The 19,619-nt window shown below is 63.4% G+C and carries 17 protein-coding genes and 3 pseudogenes; 12 read left to right on the top strand and 8 right to left on the bottom strand.

The genetic code is table 11. The annotated features are described in order from the left end of the window. From D769_RS14110 to D769_RS14100, 3 genes and pseudogenes are all read right to left on the bottom strand, one after another. Positions 1 to 286, bottom strand: a pseudogene (locus tag D769_RS14110) (hypothetical protein); the annotation flags it as partial. A 302-nt stretch (positions 287 to 588) separates the two neighbouring features. Further along, positions 589 to 3,546: an ATP-binding protein gene (locus D769_RS14105; protein ID WP_008646120.1), complete on the bottom strand. Its 2,958-nt coding sequence runs from the start codon at positions 3,544 to 3,546 to the stop codon at positions 589 to 591. Then, on the bottom strand, positions 3,543 to 4,193 hold the full coding sequence (locus tag D769_RS14100) for a response regulator transcription factor (RefSeq protein WP_008646119.1): 651 nt from the start codon (positions 4,191 to 4,193) through the stop codon (positions 3,543 to 3,545). The genes D769_RS14105 and D769_RS14100 overlap by 4 nt, the downstream gene beginning before the upstream one ends. A gap of 335 nt (positions 4,194 to 4,528) precedes the next feature. Between D769_RS14100 and D769_RS14095 the strand changes: the two genes are divergently transcribed. Continuing rightward, positions 4,529 to 5,500 (top strand): quinone oxidoreductase, encoded by a 972-nt coding sequence (locus D769_RS14095; protein ID WP_008646118.1) that lies wholly within the window; start codon positions 4,529 to 4,531, stop codon positions 5,498 to 5,500. A gap of 117 nt (positions 5,501 to 5,617) precedes the next feature. After that, the gene (locus tag D769_RS14090; RefSeq protein ID WP_008646117.1) at positions 5,618 to 6,709 is read left to right on the top strand and encodes an AraC family transcriptional regulator; all 1,092 of its coding nucleotides are present in this window, start codon (positions 5,618 to 5,620) and stop codon (positions 6,707 to 6,709) included. Between the two features lie 69 nt (positions 6,710 to 6,778). On the opposite strand, the gene D769_RS14085 is transcribed toward D769_RS14090, so the two are convergent. Beyond that, positions 6,779 to 7,732: a tripartite tricarboxylate transporter substrate binding protein gene (locus tag D769_RS14085; protein ID WP_008646116.1), complete on the bottom strand. Its 954-nt coding sequence runs from the start codon at positions 7,730 to 7,732 to the stop codon at positions 6,779 to 6,781. Between the two features lie 461 nt (positions 7,733 to 8,193). On the opposite strand from D769_RS14085, the gene D769_RS14080 reads away from it, so the two are divergent. Next, positions 8,194 to 9,252 carry a 3-keto-5-aminohexanoate cleavage protein gene (locus D769_RS14080; protein WP_008646114.1) on the top strand — a complete coding sequence of 353 codons (1,059 nt, stop codon included), beginning with the start codon at positions 8,194 to 8,196 and terminating at the stop codon, positions 9,250 to 9,252. A 142-nt stretch (positions 9,253 to 9,394) separates the two neighbouring features. Beyond that, positions 9,395 to 10,402 carry an AraC family transcriptional regulator gene (locus D769_RS14075; RefSeq protein ID WP_008646113.1) on the top strand — a complete coding sequence of 336 codons (1,008 nt, stop codon included), beginning with the start codon at positions 9,395 to 9,397 and terminating at the stop codon, positions 10,400 to 10,402. Positions 10,403 to 10,446: 44 nt separating this feature from the next. Here D769_RS14075 and D769_RS14070 read toward each other — a convergent pair whose 3' ends face one another. Then, complete coding sequence (locus tag D769_RS14070; RefSeq protein WP_008646112.1) at positions 10,447 to 11,289, bottom strand: TauD/TfdA family dioxygenase; 843 nt, start codon at positions 11,287 to 11,289, stop codon at positions 10,447 to 10,449. A gap of 312 nt (positions 11,290 to 11,601) precedes the next feature. Here D769_RS14070 and D769_RS14065 point away from each other — a divergent pair. Then, a pseudogene (locus D769_RS14065) lies at positions 11,602 to 12,306 on the top strand (DNA/RNA non-specific endonuclease); the annotation flags it as partial. 226 nt (positions 12,307 to 12,532) lie between these two features. Here the strand turns inward: D769_RS14065 and D769_RS14060 are convergent. After that, positions 12,533 to 14,215 (bottom strand): SulP family inorganic anion transporter, encoded by a 1,683-nt coding sequence (locus tag D769_RS14060; RefSeq protein ID WP_008646110.1) that lies wholly within the window; start codon positions 14,213 to 14,215, stop codon positions 12,533 to 12,535. 90 nt (positions 14,216 to 14,305) lie between these two features. Then, on the bottom strand, positions 14,306 to 15,178 hold the full coding sequence (locus D769_RS14055; protein WP_008646109.1) for a cytochrome c: 873 nt from the start codon (positions 15,176 to 15,178) through the stop codon (positions 14,306 to 14,308). A gap of 267 nt (positions 15,179 to 15,445) precedes the next feature. Here D769_RS14055 and D769_RS14050 point away from each other — a divergent pair, with 267 nt between their 5' ends. The 3 genes from D769_RS14050 (at position 15,446) to D769_RS14040 (ending at position 17,279) form a co-directional block, all read left to right on the top strand. After that, positions 15,446 to 15,715 (top strand): MoaD/ThiS family protein, encoded by a 270-nt coding sequence (locus tag D769_RS14050; protein ID WP_008646108.1) that lies wholly within the window; start codon positions 15,446 to 15,448, stop codon positions 15,713 to 15,715. A 34-nt stretch (positions 15,716 to 15,749) separates the two neighbouring features. Next, entirely contained in the window at positions 15,750 to 16,883 is a 1,134-nt protein-coding gene (locus D769_RS14045) for a hypothetical protein (protein ID WP_008646107.1), read from the top strand. An 84-nt stretch (positions 16,884 to 16,967) separates the two neighbouring features. Next, positions 16,968 to 17,279 carry a Glyoxalase/bleomycin family protein gene (locus tag D769_RS14040; protein WP_008646105.1) on the top strand — a complete coding sequence of 104 codons (312 nt, stop codon included), beginning with the start codon at positions 16,968 to 16,970 and terminating at the stop codon, positions 17,277 to 17,279. A gap of 33 nt (positions 17,280 to 17,312) precedes the next feature. Here D769_RS14040 and D769_RS14035 read toward each other — a convergent pair whose 3' ends face one another. Continuing rightward, positions 17,313 to 17,771: a hypothetical protein gene (locus D769_RS14035; RefSeq protein ID WP_008646104.1), complete on the bottom strand. Its 459-nt coding sequence runs from the start codon at positions 17,769 to 17,771 to the stop codon at positions 17,313 to 17,315. Positions 17,772 to 17,905: 134 nt separating this feature from the next. Between D769_RS14035 and D769_RS31050 the strand changes: the two are divergent. From D769_RS31050 to D769_RS14025, 4 genes and pseudogenes are all read left to right on the top strand, one after another. Beyond that, positions 17,906 to 18,168, top strand: a pseudogene (locus D769_RS31050) (IS110 family transposase); the annotation flags it as partial. 168 nt (positions 18,169 to 18,336) lie between these two features. Then, on the top strand, positions 18,337 to 18,723 hold the full coding sequence (locus tag D769_RS31830) for a surface-adhesin E family protein (RefSeq protein WP_152414991.1): 387 nt from the start codon (positions 18,337 to 18,339) through the stop codon (positions 18,721 to 18,723). Positions 18,724 to 18,771: 48 nt separating this feature from the next. Beyond that, the gene (locus D769_RS14030; RefSeq protein ID WP_008646103.1) at positions 18,772 to 19,215 is read left to right on the top strand and encodes a hypothetical protein; all 444 of its coding nucleotides are present in this window, start codon (positions 18,772 to 18,774) and stop codon (positions 19,213 to 19,215) included. A 19-nt stretch (positions 19,216 to 19,234) separates the two neighbouring features. Beyond that, a complete protein-coding gene (locus D769_RS14025) occupies positions 19,235 to 19,522 on the top strand; it encodes a hypothetical protein (RefSeq protein WP_008646101.1) in 288 nt (95 codons plus the stop codon). Positions 19,523 to 19,619: the final 97 nt, after the last annotated feature.

The raw sequence follows: 19,619 nt of genomic DNA, 5'->3' as shown, positions 1-19,619 counted from the left end.
CACCCGCAGCAGCGCCACCGGCCGCGCCGCGCACGCGCTCGCCACCGGGCACGATGACCGGCACCGGCGAGCTTGCGATCTGGAGCGGATCAATGCCGGTCTGCTGTCTTGCCCAGCTATAGCACGCACCATCGTCGTTGCTCTGCTGATAGGACGATTGCCCTCTCGCCGGATAGGCGATGGGTTTCTGCGGGATCATCTGCGCGCGCGCCATGCCGGGTAGCGCGCCTGATATCAGAACGATTGCCGTACACGCGGCCAGCGCGAAGTCTGGACGATTGCTCATGAACTCTCCTGATCAGGTGCCGGGTCCGGGCCGTCGGGGGGGCGTCGAGGGAGTTTCGCCGTTGCACGCCTCAAATCCGAAAGTCGCGCCATCCTGCGGCAATCCACCACGCCCGTTCCAGGCTGAAAGAAAAAATGCCCGCCGGGGGGCGGGCAAACTGCGAGGTCTTGCTTGGGGAAATACCCAAGACGGGTGGCAGCAAGAGGAGGCCGTCACCCGTCCCCTTAATAGTGGCGTCGCGGGGACGGGGTCACAATCATAGAAATTAGAAAGTGATCAGCCGATGGGGTCAGCCGGTGGGGTCAGCCGGTAGGCAAGCGCTGGTGCCTCTGCCGGATCAGCCTGATCTGCGTGGCGAGGTACTCGGACTGAAGCGCGATTTCTTCGTTCCAGCCAGGCGCATCGGCAACGTAGTCGCGCAGGTCTTCGCACAGTTCGGCCAGTTGCGAGCGACCCAGCACCGCCAGCCCTCCCGAGATCCGATGCAGCAGACGCGCCAGCGCCGCCAGGTCCTGCGTCGCGAGGATTTCGTCATAGTCATCGAGATCAGCCTGGGTCTGTGTGAGGAAGACCTCGACATGAGGCCCGGGGATCCGGGGCAATTCCGGGAGCCCCTCGTCGTTAGGCGCCTCGTTGCCCTGGTCATCGCGGGGCCACTCGGCGCCTGCGAGAACCGAGGCGAGCATGGCGAGCGAGACAGGCTTGGTCAGATAGCCCGTGAAGCCCTTGGCCTGCCCGGCGGCAACGTCCTCTGGCCGCGCGCTTGCGCTGACGGCATAGACCGGAATGCCGATGCTGGCCTGCCGTATCTCGCGCAACAGATCGAAACCGCTCATGCCGGGCATGTCGATATCGGTCAGCACGGTATCCACCCGATGCTCCGCGAGCGCCGCCATGGCTTCGGTACCGTCTCCGGTGGCGATTACCCTGGCGCCGAGCGCGAGAAGCTGGTCCCGCAGCAGGTCGCGGTTCAGCAAATTGTCCTCGGCAATCAGCAACAGTCGGCCAGCCAGCGGCGACAGCCATTGAGCCGCACCCCCGTCATCGTCAGACGCGGCCGGGTGGACGCCAGTGATGACCGCGCACGCGGCCGCATGGATACCGACAAGACTGTAGGCGGATACCTCACGCCCGCCATCGGGCCGCGCGGTGGCCACCATCGGGCCCAACTGCTTCAGCCAGACGATCGAAGCCGGCCTTGGCCACCAGGCCAGCACCCGATCCGGATCGAAGCCGTCGGCGACCAGCAGGCAGTCATAGCTCTCCGCGTCGACCGGGCGGTCCAGATCCATCCTGGCCGATGGCTGGCAGGTGCCCCAGTCGATCTGGTTGAGCATCCCCTCCAGGCATTCGGGTTCGCGCGATAGCACCAGCGTGCGGTTCGGTGGCAGGCCCGGCCGTGCCATTGGCGCGGCGTCGGCGACGCGTGGCGGCACGCAAACCGTTACACGGGTGCCCACGCCCAGAATGCTGTCGAGCGAGATACGCCCACCCATCCGTTCCGCAAGCCGCGAGCAGATGGACAGTCCGAGCCCGGTGCCACGGGCCTGGGCGAGCCGGTTGTCAGCCACCTGCGAGAACGGCTGGAACAGGCGGTCCTTGTACTCGTCCGGAATGCCTATGCCGGTATCCGCGACGATGATTTCCAACGCTCCATCCGCCCAGCGCGCGCGCAGGACTACCTTGCCGGCCTGCGTGAACTTGAACGCATTGCCAAGCAGGTTGTTGACGATCTGGGTCAGACGCACGGGATCGAGGTCGAGCCGCGCGGGGATGTCCCGGCCGTACACCGTGATGAAGCGCAAGCCGCGCCCAGCGGCCAGCGGCGCATGGGCGACGGCGATACGCGAGAGCAAATCGGTCACGGCTATCGGTTGCGGCTCGATGCTCAGTTCACCCACGTCGATTCGGGAAAAATCGAGCACGTCGTTGACGATCTGCAGCAGCCCTTCGGCCGATACCTGCATGGCGCCGACCCGTGTCCGTTGATCCGGCGGCAGTGGGCCTCTGGCAACGAGTTCCATGTTGCCCAGCAGCGAGGCAAGCGGTGTCCGTATCTCGTGGCTCATCGATGCGAAGAACGCCACCCGGGCGCTGGCGGCGGCGTCGCTGGCAAGGCGGGCTTGGTGCAGAAGCCGCTGGGCGCGCGCTGCTTCGGCATAGGTGCCGGTCAGGAAGCGATAGTTCCAGTAGCGGTACATCGCGAACAGCAAGGCGAGCAGCGCGCCGGCGATCGCGCCGATCACCATCAGTTCGTCGGCCATGCCCTGAAGCTGATGCCCGATCGGGAGCGCGAAGATCAGGTGGCCGACGTCGGATACGAGCGGCGGCCGGCGCAGCGCCCAGCCGTAGCCGGGGACCCAGTGGAACATGCCGTCCGCCTTCGACTCCAGCCGGGCGTCGAGCCGTTGCGCGTTGGTCCGGGCAGCGGCCGGCACCAGCGGCGCACCGACGCCGTCGAACACGATCGGTTCCGGAATCGGAAGGTTGGGCCCGGCATCGCGCAGCAGCACGTGCAGCGGGATGCGGGTGAGCGCGATCGCGTAAAGCTGGCTACCCTTCGCCACCAGCGATGCGCCAACCATCTCCGGATCGGCGCCCGGCGTACTGCCGGGTACTCCGAACCATTCGACACGCTTTTCGCGGGCCGCCTGCAGGACGTCGATATCGCGATCATGAAAACTGGTGAGGACCGTTTGCGTGATGGCCCCCGGAGACATCGGTGGCAACACCGTCTGCAATGCCGCGCCGGATGCATCGGGGGCTTCATAGCGATACGTGGCGCCGCTGCCGATCGAGATCATCTCGATCGAGGGCCGCTGGCTGGCGGCGAGCAATGCGCGGACGGACTGGTCGCAGCTTTGCTGCAGCACGTCGTCGGTTGGCGCGGACGCATCCACCTTCGCGCAGAGACCGGCTTGCCCTCCCGTTGCAACGGGAAGCGTGCCGTTGGCACGCAGTTCCAGAATCAGGTTGCTCGCGGCCAGCGTGCTCCGGCGCTCCAGCACCGCATCGACCACGCCCTGCTCATACAGGCGGGTCATCTGCTCCTGGGCGCGCAGCGAGCCATTGAATCGCACGAGCACGGCTGTCGAGGCGATGGCAACGACCAGCAGCCCCAGAAGCAGCACCACCATCGAGAATACGCGGCGTTCCCGCTGGAGATTGCGTTTGACGGCGCGGAGGTCTGGCGGCGCAGGTCGGGTCGGGTCCGCGTCCGGATTCAGGTTCGGATTCGGATCGACGGTGTCCGGTGTCATGTCAGGCCGTTGTCGCGCGCGTACGTGACGAGGTCGGCGTTACTGGTGATGTTCAGCTTGCGCATGGCCGAACGCTTCTGCGTTGCCACCGTGGCCAGCGTGCGATGGAGGTACCCGGCAATTTCGGTCAGTGGGCTGCCAGCGGCGAACATCCGAACCACTTCGATTTCCTTGGGCGAGAGCTGGCTGATGGCGCCGCCGGCCATTGCGCCGGCACTTGCCATCCTCGCCGAGATACCTGGCGACAGGCGCAGCCCGTTTCCGGCAACCGCATCCATGCAGATCTGCCTCAGGATGACCGGTTCCTCGTCCTTCCCCACGATGCCCGCGACGCCTGATTCCTGTATGCGCGTGAGCAGGCCGCCGTTGGTCAGCATGGTGAAGACGACGATCGGCGTGTCGGGGCCGGACTGCCGCAGCCGCTGGATCAGGCGAAGGCCATCGTCGTTGCCTTCGGAACGGCCCATTGTGAAATCCGTAACAATGAGATCGGGCCGATGTGCTTCCACAGCCGCGAAAAGCTCTCCGCCGGACGCGCACATCGCGGCAATCTGGACGGTCGGAATCTCGCTAAGGGTGGATTTGACGGCTAGCTGAATCGCCGGGTGATCATCCGCGATCACGACGGAGATGGTGTCTGGTGGCATGTACGTTGGGTTTTTCCGCACCCCGGCAAGATCCGGGAGGGTTTCTGCGTCTACAACATGCGGGCGCGCGGTCCGGTTCGGCACCTCGCCCACATGGGGCTCCCGATTTTACCAAGTGGCGGGCGCGCCCATTTGATGGATGGGGGCAGTCGCTTGACCATTCGTCCCACACCTGGCGCTGGCACGTTTTGCACGATTCTGTCGCGCATTGTCAGGCAGCGGGCCCGCCAGGGCGGGACAATCGCGTTCAAACCGCCGGCTCGATGGCACCGGCAATGTGCCGGTAATGGGCCACTAAGGTCCCGCGCGGTGGGCGATTCACAGGAGACATCAAGATGGCAAAGGCTGTTCGTTTCTACGAGACCGGTGGTCCCGAAGTCCTGAAGTTCGAGAACGTCGAAGTCGGAGACCCGGGTCCCGGTCAGGCGCGGGTGCGGCACACCTATATCGCCGTGAACTTCATCGACATCTACTTCCGTACCGGGCACTACCCGCTGGAACTGCCGAACGGGCTGGGCTCCGACGCCGTGGGCGTGGTCGAGGCGGTGGGTCCCGGCGTGACCGATATTCGCGTGGGAGACCGCGTCGGATACCTGCTCGGGCCGCAGGGCGCTTACTCGGACGTGCGCGTGATGCCCGCCGACGTGCTGATTCCGCTGCCGGATGGCATTGCAGACCGCGCGGCCGCCACGCTGATGATGAAAGGCATGACCGCGCAGTACCTGTTCCGCCAGGTCTATCCCCTCAAGGGTGGTGAGACGATCCTCTATCACGCCGCGGCCGGCGGCGTGGGTCTGATTGCCTGCCAGTGGGCGCGCGCGCTTGGCGTGACGATGATCGGCACCGTCAGCTCCGACGAAAAGGCCGAGATCGCCAAGGCCAATGGCTGCACGCATACCATCGTCACCTCGCGGGAGAACATCGCCGAGCGCGTGAAGGCGCTCACCGATGGCAAGGGTGTGCCCGTGGTGTTCGATTCCATCGGCAAATCCACGCTCGAAGCGTCGCTTGACAGCTTGCAGGTGCGCGGCACGCTGGTGAGCAATGGCACGACCTCGGGCCCGGTCGAGATCGACAGCCGGGTGATCGCCCGCAAGGGTTCGCTCTGGGTCACGCGCCCGGCCATGATCCACTACGCCACGCCGCGCTCCCACATGCTGGCGATGGCGGCGGAGGTGTTCGACATGGTCATGGCGGGCAAGATCCACAACGAGCCCCGCCAGACGTTCGCTCTGGCAGAGGCTGCGCTGGCCCACCAGGCGCTGGAATCGCGCCAGACCAGCGGCGCCACGGTGCTGGTGCCGTAGCCGTACGGGGTGGCGTCCGGCGTTTGCCACGCCACCCAACACGGCCTTCAGGTGTGCTCAAATTGAGGCTCGGGCGGCAGGATGCCCGAGCCTTCCTGTCTGGTCAGGATGCAAACAATGACAGCCCCCTCCATCCAGCAATTCAGACTCGTCCGCAGCGCCAGCCTGAACGGCTACATCGAACTGGTGAAGTCGCTCGGGTACGATCCGCGCGCGTTCCTGCGGGGCGTGGGGCTGTCGGCGCGGCTGCTCGAAAATCCCGAGACATTGATCCCGAGCCCCGCCGTGCGCGAGCTGCTCGAAGTCACCGCGCAGGTCACCGGCGTGGAAGACTTTGCATTGCGCCTGGCGGCGCGGCGCACGTTCTCCAACCTCGGGCCAATCAGCCTGGTGCTCAAGGAAGCCGCCACGCCGCGTGAGGCGCTGGACACGCTCTGCCGCTATCTGAAGTTGCTTAGCGCCGCGCTGATCACCCGCGTGGAGGACGTTGGCGACGCGGTGATCATCCGCGAGGATCTGCTGCCCACCCCCGGGCTGTCGTCTCGTCAGGCGCTGGAACTGGCGATGGGCGTGACCTTCCGCATGTTGCGCGAGCTGATTGGCCCCCGGTGGCGCCCGCAGCAAGTCTGCTTCATGCACCGCCCGTCGGCCGATCTGTCCCCATACCGTGCGTTCTTCGGGCGTAACCCGATGTTCAACCAGCCGTTCAACGGCATGGTCTGCGCGGCGGCCGATCTGAGCATGTCACGGATGCCCGATGACCCCGGCGTGGCACGCTTCGCGCGCGATTACCTGGAGGCGGCGCTCCGGCACCGCGAGATCGGCATCCGCGACTCCTGCCGCGAACTGGTCCAGGCGCTGCTTCCCGGCGGGCGCTGCACCGCCGATCAGGTGGCACGTCATCTGGGCGTCGATCGCCGCACCTTGCACCGCTACCTGAGCGCCGAAGGCCTGACGTTTTCGACCCTGCTCCACGAGGTGCGGTCCGAACTGGTCATGCGCCACCTGCTGGAAAGCGATCTGCCGATGGGGGAAGTGGCGGGCCTGCTAGGCTTCTCGGCACAGAGCAGCTTCAGCCACTGGTTCCAGACCGTATTCGGGTGCAGTGCCACCGACTGGCGCAAGACCCAATCCTTGCAGCCCGCGAAATCCGCGAGATCCGGGCAGTTTGCTGCCGCGGCAGGCCGACGGGCGCCTTCGCGCGCCTGATGCGCGCATGACGTACGTGACGTACGCCAGCGCGCGAAAGGGCCGCCCTGCCCTTTCGCGCCGTCCGTCTTACTCCGGCACGAAGTGAATCGAATGCAGCAGCTTGCCCTGCCGTTCATACGATTCGCGCACGTCGCTGGCAAGCTCTTCCATCGACGCCTGCGAGCCGGGTTCCATGCCGAGCTCCTCGATCTTCTTGCGTAGCGTGGGCGATTGCAGCGCCTTGAGCGTGGCGTCGCGGAGCTTTGTCGTCACGGCCGCCGGCACGCCCGGCGCGGACCAGAGGCCCATCCAGCCGACTTCCTGCAGGTCGGGATAGCCCAGTTCGGCGAACGTGGGCACGTCGGGCAACGTGCTGATCCGGTGTGGGTAGGCAATCGCGAAGGCCCGCAGCTTGCCCGCCCGGATGAACGGCAGAGACGTAGCGGGGGCATCGAACATCAGTGGCACGTGGCCGCCCATTACGTCCTGCAGCGCCGGCGGCGATCCCTTGTAGCTCACGGTGCCCGTCTGCAGCCCCGCCAGGCGATTGAACTGCACGCCGATGGTCTGGCCGCGCAGGCCGATACCGAAGTTCGCGTAGTCGACCTTGCCCGGGTTGGCCTTGATGTACGTGACCAGTTCGCCGAGATTCTTCGCGGGTAGGCTCGGGTTGCCGACCAGGATCAGGCCCTGCCGCGACAACTGCGCAATCGGCACGATGTCCTTGAACGGGTCGTAGGACACTTTGATGGCTTGCGGTACTTCGGCGGCAATACCTTTCTGGATCAGCAGGAACGTGTAGCCGTCGCGTGGCGAAGACAGCATGCCCTGGACGGCGATGGTGCCGGCCGCGCCCGACTTGTAGTCGACGATGACAGGCTGGCCGAGCGGCTTCTGCAGCTCCTGCGCGAACAGGCGCGCCAGGATGTCTGCCGTGCCTCCGGGCGGCGCGCCTACCAGGATGCGCACGGGCTTGATAGGCCATTCTCCCGCCTGGGCCGCGTGGGCTGTATGGGAGGCGAGCATCGGCGCCAGCACCATCGCGACGCTCGCGATGACTAGCCGGCGGCGGATTGCAGGTGGCGTGGTGGTGGCGTGAGTTTTGCCTGCACGATTCGGTGCATGCAGGTGGGGGCCTGGGTTACGCATGTCTCGCTCCGGATGGATGAAAACGTCGGGTGGAGTTGTTGGCGGGATCGCATTCTTCGATGCCACGGAGCAGCCCGTGCCAGCCTTGGGACGGATTCTGTGGCGTCACTCCCCCGGGTGCTTGGCAATGCGCGACAGAGTCATGCCGATCGCGCCACCGGCACGTCGGGGCGACCCGGCGGGAACCTGCCGCCATGCCAGTCCCGGCTATGTCCTGCGCATGTCCCATAAAAGCAAATGCCTGTCCCAGATAAGCAAGCGCAGGCGGGGAATGCTCCAGATACTCAAAGGGCAGGCTTGCAAAGCCACCACGGCAATCATCCCCACCAAAACCAACACCCTGGAGACGCACCATGAACTTCCTCGACGGTCACCTCTTCCCCGAGAACCAGCCGCCCCTGATCATCACCGCCGCGCCCTACGCGCCGGGCTGGCTGCCCGAGGACTTCCCCGAGGAGATCCCGGTCAGCATGGAAGCGCAGATCCAGAAGGCGGTGGATTGCTACAACGCGGGCGCCACGGTGCTGCATCTGCACGTGCGCGAACTGGACGGCAAGGGCAGCAAGCGCCTGTCCAAGTTCAACGAGCTGATTGCGGGCGTGCGCAAGGCAGTGCCAGAGATGATCATCCAGGTCGGCGGATCGATCTCGTTCGCGCCAGAGGACGAAGGTCAGGCCGCAAAATGGCTCTCGGACGACACGCGCCACATGCTGGCCGATCTCGAACCCACGCCGGACCAGGTCACGGTGACGGTGAACACGTCGCAGATGAACGTCACCGACCAGGCTGAAGACGCCGATTTCAAGGGCACGTCGCGTGAGCGGGCCGCCATCTTCAACGCCTACAAGGAGATGACGGTGCCCGCGCAGCCGGGCTGGGTGGAAGAACACGTGCGCCGCCTGACCGCCAAGGGCATCCAGAGTGCCTTCCAGTGCTACAACCTCAACAGCTTCGAGTCGGTGGAGCGATTGATGCGCCGGGGCTTCTACAAGGGGCCGCTGGTCATGAACTGGGTGGCCATCGCCGGTGGCATGGACACGCCGAGCGTCTACAGCCTGGCCAATTTCATCCGTGCCGTGCCTGATGGCGCGGTGGTGACGGTGGAGAGCAACGTGCGCAACGTGCTGCCGGTCAACATGATGGGCATTTCGATGGGCCTGCACGTACGCTGTGGCACCGAGGACTGCCTGTGGAACCAGTCGCGCACCGAGAAGATGAGCACCGTAAAGCAGATCGAGCAGCTCGTGCGGATCTCGCGCGAATTTGGCCGCGAGATCGCCACGGCCAAGCAGGCGCGCCAGATCAGCCGCATCGGCGAGTTCTACGATACCGTCGAGGAATCGCTGCAGGCCAACGGTTTTGCCCCCAACCGCAACGGCGGAAACCAGGGCTTCCTGCGCAAGACGGCCTGAGCGGCCTGAGCCGGTCACTGTTTCCCGCATCGACCGCGTGAAGCCCCGGCACAGGGGCTGGAGCCGGATCAGGGCAATCCCCTCTTGTCCGGCTCCCCAAATCATCAGATAACACTTGCCGCTTCTCCGCCCCCGTGATGCCATGAGTACTCTGATTCGCAGCGCCCTCCTCGTCAAATTTTCCGAAGTGTCCCGCACCGTTGGCATCGACGCCGACCGGTTGATCCAGCATGTCGGTGGCGACAGAGCCTGCATGTTCTCGCCGGATCTGCACGTCCCGGAACCGTGGCTCGCCCGGATGCTGGAAAGCAGCGAGCAGACCGGCCAGGGCGCATCGGCGTCGATCGGCTTGCTGATGGCGGAAACCTGGCGGATGTCGGATTTCGGCCCGATCAGTCTGCTACTGCAGCATCAGCCCACGCTGCGCCACGCACTGGGCCAGCTCGAGACCTACCGCCATCTGCTCAGCGAATCCGTCGCGGTCCATGTGGAGGAATTCGACGATATCGCCATCGTCCACCAGCAGGTCATTACCGAGCGGCCTAATCCTGGCCGTCAGCCGGTGGAACTGTCGGTCGGCGCGTTGCAGAGCCTGATGAAGTCGATGCTCGGTGGTCACTGGAAGCCGCGCAGCGTTCATTTCTCTCATGCCGCGCCGGCGAGCCTGCATGTGCACCAGCGCCTGTTCGGCACGCGGGTCGAGTTCGGCTGTGACTTCGATGGCATTACGATCGACCGGCATGACCTCGATCGGCCCAATCCGCTCGGCGACGTCAATCTGGCCCGCTATGCCAAGGAGTTTCTCGACGAGCGTCCGCACGGCAAGCAGGCGTCCACGGCGTCCAACGTGCGCCGGGCTATTCAGTTGCTGCTGCCGCGTGGGCGCAGCGGCATCGAACAGGTCGGCCAGCAACTCGGCATGAGTTCGCGCACGCTGCAGCGGCGGCTTGAGCAGGAAGGCATCGAGTTCTCCACGCTGCTCGGCGAGGTGCGCCGCGGGCTGGCCAACCGCTACCTGGGAGACCAGCGGTACCCGGTGTCGCAGGTGGCCACGTTGCTCGGTTTCTCCGAGGTCAGCACGTTCTCGCGCTGGTTTGCCGCGCAGTTCGGTGTGTCCCCGACACGCTGGAGGGCGGGCCAGCCCGCGTAAGCGGCCGTCCCTGCCCTGTTCGGCTCGGCTCGGTTGCGCGCGGATCAGAACGGACGATCGCCCTTGATCGTGGCTCGCTCCATCCGGCGCGGCGCGGGCCAGTAGTCGCTCACGGCATAGTGCTGTGTGGAAACGTTGTCCCACAGCGCCACGCTATTGGGCTTCCAGCGGAAGCGGACCTGATACTCGGGAATCGCCGCCTGGCTGATGAGGTAGTTGAGCAGCAGGCTCGCGCCGGGGGTCTTGTCCTGCCCGAAGCGCACGTTTTCCGGGGTGTGGTAGTTGATGAAGTGCGTCGAGAACGGCCCGACGTACAGGATCTTCTCGCCGGTTTCGGGGTGCGTCCGCACCACGGGGTGGTCCACCAGCGGGTTCTTCCGCACCAGCTCCTCGCGCTCTTCGGTCGTCATGATCGCGCCGAAGGAATGCTCGATGCCATGCTTGGCTCGCAGGCCGGCGATCTTTACCTTGATGTCCTCCGGCAGGTGCTTGTAGGCCTCTACCATGTTGACCCAGATGGTGTCGCCACCGACATCGGGGCAGGAAATGCAGCGCAGCACCGCACCTTTGGGCGGACAGGCGCGCCACGAGGCATCGGTGTGGTACGTGTTCTCGAAGTGATCCCGCTTCTCGCTCTTGTAGATCTCGATCAGGCCCGGATGCTCGGGCACCGAGTTCGCGACCGGGTGATCTTCCAGATCGCCAAAGCGCTTGGCGAACGCCACGTGGTCGGCCCGCGAGATATCCTGGTCGCGGAAAAACAGCACGCGATGTTTGAGCAGGAGCGCCTTGATTTCAGCGAAGAGCGTATCGTCGCGCGCAACATCGGCGATACTCACACCCGCCAGTTCGGCGCCGATCGAGCATGTGAGGGGATTGACTTGCATGATTTCATTCCTTGGGCGTTGTGGGTTGAGGGCGGCCACGCCAGAAACCGTGGTGCGGGCAATCCGGAGACACCCGCGCGCCGTCTGGAAATGATTGTGGCCAACCGCGATGCCTGCTGCTTGACCCATCGCGCCATGACTTGGCGGACCATGCCAATCGCCCGGGCGCGGCGTTCGCGCACGGCCCGGAATGAAACGAAGACTGTCGGATTTTGATTTTTCGAGTGAACGTATTGGCGCTTGCGCAGTCAATCTGGTCCCACTCGTGACACCAGAACAATGAAGAAGTTAGTGATTTCCCTGATCCTGGGGATGGCGCCCGTGCTTGCTGGCGCCGCAGGTATGGCGGACTTTTCCCAATGCCGCCAGTTCTTTGCCCACAGCGCGCCACCGCGAGTCACCGTCACGTCCGACCTGAAGTTACGGCCGCTCTGCTACGACGCGTTCGCGGTCATGCACTCGGGCCGCAGCAAGACGCCAGTCTACGTCGCCGAGCGATTATCGAGATCCCAGCTTGTCGATGCCCGCGATGAAAAGCGGACCAACCAGTTCTTCGCCGACGCGCGATTACCGCGAGCCGAACGCGCCGAGCTGGACGACTACCGCGGCAGCGGATGGGATCGTGGCCACCTGGCGCCGGCAGGCGATCAGCCCACTGCGCAGGCCATGGCGCAATCGTTCAGCCTGGCCAACATGACGCCACAGGCGCCAAAGAACAACCGCGAGGCGTGGAGTTCGATCGAATCGGCTACGCGCAAGTACGCCATGCGGGCCAAGGGCGATGTCTACGTGATCTCTGGCCCCGTATTCTCCGATCGCCCCCAAACCATCGGCGCGGGCCGCGTCTGGGTGCCCAGCTACTACTTCAAGCTGGTCTACGACCCCACCACGAATCGCGCCTGGGCGCACTGGATCGCGAACACCAACGAGGCTCGTCCGTCGAAGCCGATCAGCTATCACGAACTGGTGAAACGTACCGGCATCGAATTCCTGCCAGGCCTGATGCCCGGTGAAAACACGAATGCCACCGCGCCGGAGCTGCGGGCGGAATCGACCACACGTGGCAACCGTGAGCCGAAGCACGAGCCGAAGCGCGAGGGCGAGGATCTTGGCCAGGCGCTCAGATCGCTGATTCAGCCCATTGCGCAGGATTTCGAGCGGATCATGCACACCCTGCTGCGGTGGTGGGCTCAGCTACGACACATCATGGCCTGATCGTCCGATCGTCGGATCGTCGCGGCGTTCATGTTGCCGGCGTATCGGTGCCGATAGTTTCCAGGGCCAGCGACTGCACCGCCTCGTCCACGCTGAGTTCATGCAGGGCGCCGAGCGGCAGCGTATCGTCGGCCGAGCGCGTCAGTACGTCCAGCGCGGGCGGCTTCAGGCGGACCAGCAACAGTCGGCGGCCACGGCTGGCTACCCCCGCGGCAAACGTGCGCAAGGCCTCGATCGTCGAACCATCCAGGTCGGGCGTTTCCTCCAGGCTGATGATCACCGTGTGCACCGCGCCCTGCTCCGCCTCGGCCAGGTGCCGCACGCGCAGCAGAATGCGTTCCACATTGGCGAAGAACAGCGGCGCTTCGGGCCGCGCGATCAGCAAGCCGGGAGGAATCGTGGCTTCGGGATGCTTGGAGACATCCACGTAGTTGTGGCTCGTGCCCAGTCGGCCCAACTGGCTGACCCGAGGTTCGGAAAAATTGCGGAGCGTGAGCAGCAGGCTTACCCCGATGCCGGCCAGCAGGCCATCCAGCACGCCAAGCAGCAGCACTGCCACGCACGCCGCCACCACCAGCACGCGGTCGCGCTGCCAGGACCAATAGGGCCGGAACACACTCAGCCGCAGCGTATGGCTGACTGCGTAGGCCACGATGGCGGCCAGCACTGGTTCCGGGGTCAGCGCCAGTTGCGGCAGCAACAGCGCGACGATCACGGCGACGACCACAGCCGCGCACCATCCAGCCAGCCGGGACGTCGCCCCGGCCGCCTCGTTGGCCGAAGTGGCCGAGTATCCGGCACCCACCGGCATACCATGCAACAGCCCGGAGCCGAGGTTCGCGAAGCCGAGCGCGAGCAGGTCGCGGTCCGCAGACGTGCTGTCGCCGTGCTTCAGCGCGAAACTCCGGATCGAACTGTAGGATTCCGCGTAGAGGATCAGCACCAGCGCGAAGGCCAGTTCGCCGAGCCTGAGCCACTGGCTGCGCGACAGGTCGGGAATCGAGAACGACAGATCCGCCAGATCGATCGTGCCGACCTGCCCAATCCCGAAGTGATGCAGGTCCACCCCATGCGAGGCGGCAATGCCGAGCACGATCACCACCAGCGGGCCGGGGACGTTCTTCCAGCGCGACATGCCGAACAGCAACGCCAGCGCAACCAGCGCGACGATGAGCGCATTCACGTTCCACGCCGAGAGTTGCCCCAGCATTTCGTAGGTGAAGCGAGGCAGATCGTTGTGCGCGGGATGGACGCCCACCACGCTGGCCAGTTGCTTGAGGATGATGGTGATGGCCAGGCCGAACGTAAATCCGCGCAGCACCGGCTTGGCAATGAATTCGGTGACGCCGCCCAGCTTGGCCAGCCCGGCCAACATCAGGAAGAAGCCGCTCAGGATCACCAGCCCCGCGGCCAGCAACAGCCGCTGCGCGGGGTCGGCGCCGGACATCGAAAGCGTGATGGCAGCAAGCACCGCGGCGGACGACGACGTGGCCGAAACCACCGCGAACCGGCTGGTGCCGGCCAGACCGTAGACCACCAGGCCCACCAGCAGGCCGATCAGGCCGGCCTGCGGTGGCAAATTGGCGATGCCCGCGTACGCTACCGCTTCGGGTAGCAGCAGACCGGCTATCGAACAGCCGGCAATCAAGTCGCGCAGCCGGCTGCCGTCGCGCGTGCTGTCGATCGGGTGCGTCGAATCGGTCGTGGTCACGATTCCCTTTGTTGTTTTTTCCCGCGGGTGCGTATCTGACGCATGGTAGCCCCATGCGCCCGGCAAGTCAGGCCCCTCTTCTTTCCTTCCTCATGGCGCCTTTCGCCCGGCCATGTGATGCAGATAGGCCAGCAGGTCCTTCAGATCGGCATCGGACAGGGTTCTCTGGTCGATCGACGACATGCGCGAGCCCGGCCACCAGCGCAGCGATTGCGGATCGCGGATCAGCGCGCTCAACTTTTCGTCGCCCAGGTATTCCACGGCGCTGTTCGGCACGTTCAGGTCCGGACCCAGCGTGGCGTCGCCCATCCGGTTCATCGAGTGGCAGGAAAAACAGACGCGCTGGAAGGTGGCGAAGCCACGCACGACCGTGCTGTCGGCTGGCAGGTCCGCAGCCGGCCGGATGGCGGCGAAGCGCTCGGCTGGCGATACGGTCACGTCGATCCGGACGATGCTGTAGGTCCAGAGACTCTCGTTGATCTCGCTGCTCTCGCTGATCTTGTTATGGGCGTGCCCCTTTGGCACGGTCCAGATCAGCCGGAACGGCCCGATGTCCTGCCCTTTGAGCTTCGGCCACGGTGCAGCCGGATTTTCCACGGCCAGCCACGCGCGCGGCGCATCTGCGCCTTCGGCAACCAGCAGCCGCACCGGCAGGTGGGAAATATATCCGTCGCTGGCTGCGGTCGTGGCCGTGGCATCGGCGGCAACCGGCAAGCCGTGCAACAGCGCCGCCAGCGGGATGGCCTTGAAGGTCAGGCGCCGCTTGAGGTTGTCATCTTCCACGGTCACCGACACAAGACGGCGATCCTTGAGCAGTTCCTGGCGCGTCCAGCTTCGCTCCTGAGGGCCGGACACGATGGTCAGTGTGGCGGGGTCGGCTGCGCCTGCGGCTCCGGCTGGGCCGGTCAGAAGCATCAGGGCGCAACCGAGTGTGCCGGCGAGCTTGGCGAACCAGGGGGGCATGGGGTCTCCGGGGGGCGAATTGTCAGTGGGGCGGTGTCGGGAGTCTAGCGTATGGCGGCGTGCTGGAGTGCTGTGCACGCACAAGCAAATGGAGGCCATAAGGTGGTCCGGGTTGGGCATCGAGCGGCGAGCGTTCAGGTCCAAATCCATCGTCACCGCGCCGCTGCGGCTGGCGTGTCAGCGGCATTTCGAGATGCCTCAACGCCCATTCCGGATCGCCTAAACTACAAAACCACCACCCAGGCCCCGCTCCAGCGCAGCCCCGTTATGGCGCACATTTTCTTCGCCGCTTCGATTCAGCGCCATATTCCAACACCTGAGCGCGAGGTCGACGCGCGCACGCTTGGCGAAGCGCTCGAGGCTGTCTTCGCGGATCGTCCCCAACTGCGCGGCTATATCCTCGACGATCAGGGGGCGCTGCGAAGGCATCTTGCCGTGTTTGTGGACGGCCGGCGGGTGCTCGATCGGCAACATCTGTCCGATGCGCTCGGCGAGAAAAGCCAGGTGCACGTCATACAAGCGCTGTCGGGCGGATAGCGGGAATCCACTGACACGCGAGGAGGCACTAGACATGAGCGACAGGTTGCTTGTTGCAACTCGCAAGGGATTGTTTGTGTTGCAGGCCGACGGCAAAGGCGGCTGGACGCTCGGCGAGCCCCACTTCATCGGTGAGCCCGTGAACATGGTGCTGGCTGACCGGCGAGACGGATCGCTGTATGCGGCGCTCAATCTCGGCCATTTCGGCGTGAAACTGCATCGCCGGCGCGCTGGCATGGACGAGTGGGAAGAATGCGCGGTGCCTGTCTACCCGCCACAGCCAGCCGACGAGCAAACCGCTAGTGGCGCGAACGATGCAAGCGCGACCGCCCCCAGCCCACCCTCTCCTCCGTGGTCGCTTCAGCAAATCTGGTCGCTCGAGACAGGCGGCGGGGACGAGCCGGGCGTCTTGTGGGCCGGCACGATTCCCGGTGGACTCTTCCGCTCCGACGATGGCGGCGACACATGGGTACTCAACCGCGCGCTATGGGATCGTCCGGAGCGTCGCGGGTGGTTTGGAGGTGGCTACGATGCGCCGGGCATCCATTCCGTGATGGTGGATCCGCGCGACAGCCGGCACGTGACGATCGGTGTGTCGTGCGGTGGCGTCTGGCAAACCAGCGACGGCGGCGCGACCTGGCAATTGACTGCCGATGGCATGGAGGCCGACTACATGCCACCGGAACAGCGCGGCGACGCCAACACGCAGGACCCGCACCGCGTCGTGCAATGCGCGTCCAACCCGGATGTGTTGTGGACACAGCATCATTGCGCCATCTTCCGCTCGACCGACGGGGCGATGCGCTGGCAACGGATTGAAGCGCAGCCATCGAGCTTCGGCTTCGCCGTTGCCGTGCATCCGCGCGACCCGGACACCGCGTGGTTCGTACCCGCCGTGAAGGACCAATGCCGGATCCCGGTGGACGGCCAGTTCGTCGTCACGCGCACGCGCGATGGCGGGCGCACGTTCGAGCGTTTCTCGGCTGGCTTGCCGACCGCACCGGCCTATGACCTGGTGTATCGGCACGGGCTCGCCGTCGATGACTCCGGCACGCGCCTGGCGATGGGATCGACCACCGGCGCGCTTTGGGCGTCTGACAACGGTGGCGAAAAATGGCAATTGATTTCAGCTCATTTGCCACCGATTTATTGTGTTCGCTTTGGATAGGAGCCGAGGCCACCGCAGGCGCCATACGCGCTGCCGCCATGCTATCGTCAGACAGCGCTAATGCCTGCTTCGGGGAAGAACCAGATGATTTCGCACGTTTTTGTCGGCGTTAACGATTTTGCCCGCGCTTTCAAGTTCTATTCGGTGATCATGGGCGATCTCGGGCACAAACTGAAGTTCAACGAGCCTGACAAACCTTGGGCCGGCTGGATGGCGGAAGGCAAGCCACGGCCCCTCTTCCTGATTGGCGGGCCATACGACGGCAACCCTGCCAGGTGCGGTAACGGACAAATGGTTGCCTTGCTTGCCGATTCCGGGCATTCCCAGAAAACGCTGTTCATGATGATCGTGGAAACTGGTGGACCCCGGTCTTGCGTGGAATCCTCCTCGATCTAGTGAAAGTCTCCCGAAGGCTTCCGAAGGCTTGCCTCAGAGACCATCTCTCAATTGCCACCCGTTGTCCGTTTTGACGAGCCACATGTTCTGGTGATCGAACGTCACCGCATTCTTCCCACCACCATCCACTCCCTTGGTCACCAGGGTGTAGATCTTGTCATCCGGAACCTGCGGGCAGTCACGCTTGATGTCGTTCCTCACGTTGAGCATCTGATTTGAGTCCTTCAAACGATCGCTCTGCTCATTGTCCAGCCTCAAGCTGAGTTGGTAAGTCGCCTGAACGAAGTAGAGGTTAGCGTTGTTACCTTGGGCGGCATCACCGATCTGCTTGAAATCCGACAGGCTGATGTATTTACAGCCATCAAATTTGGCTGCGACAGCCTTCTTTGCGTCGGATTCAGATGGCTTTCCATCTCCGCAGGCGAAAAGTCCACCAAGTGCGACAGCGGACAGAAAAAGGCAAGCGGCCGGCTTTTTGAAGTTGTAATGCATCTCGCTTCTTGTGTTGATGTAGAAATCGGTGCAAAGGTGCACAGCATCCTATTACGGCACGATTTGTTTGCGATTAATAGCCCTGGGAGTCTTTCGGTGTTGAACTGAGTTGGTAGCTACCAGTTCCTGACGGTAGCAGGGACTTTGCGGCGTCGTTCTGACTCGTGCATCGCCAATACAGCAAGGGCGGCAAAGCTAACATCCGGCGCTTGCTCGTTCAGTGCGCCAGGGGCTTACATGCCTCGGCCAGCTCGCAGATTGGGACCGTGCCATGCTGGAGCGACGGCACCCCGACGTCGTGGCCTGTGCCGTCGGGAACAAGCTGACTCGCACTGCCTGGGCACTGGCAACCCGCAACACTGCTTTCGATACTGGATCGGCTACCAGCGCTATCTGATTAGCCGCTCCCGCTTGCCGTTTTACTGAAGTCAACCCATGTGGTTTTGCGAAAGCTGATAAGCGCCCCTATCCTCACATGGCACCAAATGCAAACTCACCGGCAGCCGTCGCAAAGTAGTGCCCTTGCGTTATGCCTATCTTGATAGTGAGTAAGTTGGAGCAACAAATGAAACTCGCCACCAAGATTATTGCTGCATTTGCCATCGGGGCGACCTCGGTTTCAGCTTCGCATGCTGCCTGGGAGCCGATTGACGACACGCTTTCGTGGAATACAGATAGCGTGAGGATAATTGGAAATGAGCGCACCGTCTTCCTAAAAAAGACGGAGCCTGGTAAATCGCCCAATGGGAAGCGATTTACTATGATTGTCACTTCGCAAACAATTAATTGCCGGTCGATTTCATGGCATTCTACCTCAATAGCATTTTTTGATGGCCAAGGGAATCGGGTTGATGGTGCGGAAATTCCACTATACGCTCAGCATGAAGAAACCATATATCCGGGTACAATTGCCGAGAATATTGCACAGTCGGTCTGCGCACGAGCCGGGTAGTGCAATTGTAATTGCTTGTGTGTGGCATTAATTGAGTGAGAAGATAAAATGGGATCGTTCTCTGTTTGGCATTGGTTAATAGTGCTTATATTTTTCGTTTTTCTGCTTTTTCTGCCGATCATTATTGGTCTAAGCGTAATGGGACCGCAGAAATCTGTTCTGATCAGACATCAAAGCTCAGGGCTCGTGAAAAAGGGGTACGTCGGCTATTGTTGGACCTACTTTTTCTTCGGCTGGCTTGTCCCGACATTTCGCGGCGAGATTGGCATAGGCATCATGCACTTGATTTTGACTGCTTTTACATTTGGATTTTTTCAGATTGTTATGCCGTTTCTATACAACAAGCAGTTCATGACTCGTCAGCTAACTTCAGGATGGCAATTGAGTGACGACGAGACTGCCATGTCTGTCGCCCGGATCAAACTGGGGATCGCCCAAAGTGCCGGGCATCGTGGCGGTTACAGGACCGAACCAACGCTGGGCGGAAACTAGATCAAGAATATCGAACACCATGGTCCCGTTCTATCAATCCACTGAATGGAACTCGCTCCGCCGTGTCCCAGCGGTCCTCAATGGTCAACTCGTCTTCGCGTATGAGAATCCGGCGAGGTGGCGCGTTGCCAATTCTGTCACGACGCAAGGGACGGTGGACGGTCAGCCCGCTACGTTCACCCTGACCCATGGTCAGGGGCGCGGCGAAATTGATCGACACTACGTCTACGTTTTGGCGTCCGGCGCGCAATGGTTCATTTATACGGGAACATCGCACCCTGAGAGTTTGGCGCTGGAGTTTCTTTGATCAGAGCTTGATATTGCGCGAAAGAGCTCCCCTGCTAAGGCAGTCTCCTTTCCATCAACCCCGCGCGCTTCCGCTCAAACGACATGGGATACGGGAT

Origin of the sequence: Cupriavidus sp. HMR-1 (assembly GCF_000319775.1) — a bacterium.
Lineage (GTDB): Bacteria > Pseudomonadota > Gammaproteobacteria > Burkholderiales > Burkholderiaceae > Cupriavidus > Cupriavidus metallidurans.
This window is presented reverse-complemented; position numbering and strand designations above follow the sequence as displayed.

What these genes read in the sequence shown, in the direction of transcription:
- D769_RS14090 (WP_008646117.1), top strand. Translation starts at nt 5,618, where the DNA reads ATGACAGCCCCCTCCATCCAGCAATTCAGACTCGTCCGCAGCGCCAGC.
- D769_RS14040 (WP_008646105.1), top strand. Translation starts at nt 16,968, where the DNA reads ATGATTTCGCACGTTTTTGTCGGCGTTAACGATTTTGCCCGCGCTTTC.
- D769_RS14105 (WP_008646120.1), bottom strand. Translation starts at nt 3,546, where the DNA reads ATGACACCGGACACCGTCGATCCGAATCCGAACCTGAATCCGGACGCG.
- D769_RS14095 (WP_008646118.1), top strand. Translation starts at nt 4,529, where the DNA reads ATGGCAAAGGCTGTTCGTTTCTACGAGACCGGTGGTCCCGAAGTCCTG.
- D769_RS14100 (WP_008646119.1), bottom strand. Translation starts at nt 4,193, where the DNA reads ATGCCACCAGACACCATCTCCGTCGTGATCGCGGATGATCACCCGGCG.
- D769_RS14075 (WP_008646113.1), top strand. Translation starts at nt 9,395, where the DNA reads ATGAGTACTCTGATTCGCAGCGCCCTCCTCGTCAAATTTTCCGAAGTG.
- D769_RS31830 (WP_152414991.1), top strand. Translation starts at nt 18,337, where the DNA reads ATGAAACTCGCCACCAAGATTATTGCTGCATTTGCCATCGGGGCGACC.
- D769_RS14070 (WP_008646112.1), bottom strand. Translation starts at nt 11,289, where the DNA reads ATGCAAGTCAATCCCCTCACATGCTCGATCGGCGCCGAACTGGCGGGT.
- D769_RS14055 (WP_008646109.1), bottom strand. Translation starts at nt 15,178, where the DNA reads ATGCCCCCCTGGTTCGCCAAGCTCGCCGGCACACTCGGTTGCGCCCTG.
- D769_RS14050 (WP_008646108.1), top strand. Translation starts at nt 15,446, where the DNA reads ATGGCGCACATTTTCTTCGCCGCTTCGATTCAGCGCCATATTCCAACA.
- D769_RS14035 (WP_008646104.1), bottom strand. Translation starts at nt 17,771, where the DNA reads ATGCATTACAACTTCAAAAAGCCGGCCGCTTGCCTTTTTCTGTCCGCT.
- D769_RS14085 (WP_008646116.1), bottom strand. Translation starts at nt 7,732, where the DNA reads ATGGTGCTGGCGCCGATGCTCGCCTCCCATACAGCCCACGCGGCCCAG.
- D769_RS14080 (WP_008646114.1), top strand. Translation starts at nt 8,194, where the DNA reads ATGAACTTCCTCGACGGTCACCTCTTCCCCGAGAACCAGCCGCCCCTG.
- D769_RS14045 (WP_008646107.1), top strand. Translation starts at nt 15,750, where the DNA reads ATGAGCGACAGGTTGCTTGTTGCAACTCGCAAGGGATTGTTTGTGTTG.
- D769_RS14030 (WP_008646103.1), top strand. Translation starts at nt 18,772, where the DNA reads ATGGGATCGTTCTCTGTTTGGCATTGGTTAATAGTGCTTATATTTTTC.
- D769_RS14025 (WP_008646101.1), top strand. Translation starts at nt 19,235, where the DNA reads ATGGTCCCGTTCTATCAATCCACTGAATGGAACTCGCTCCGCCGTGTC.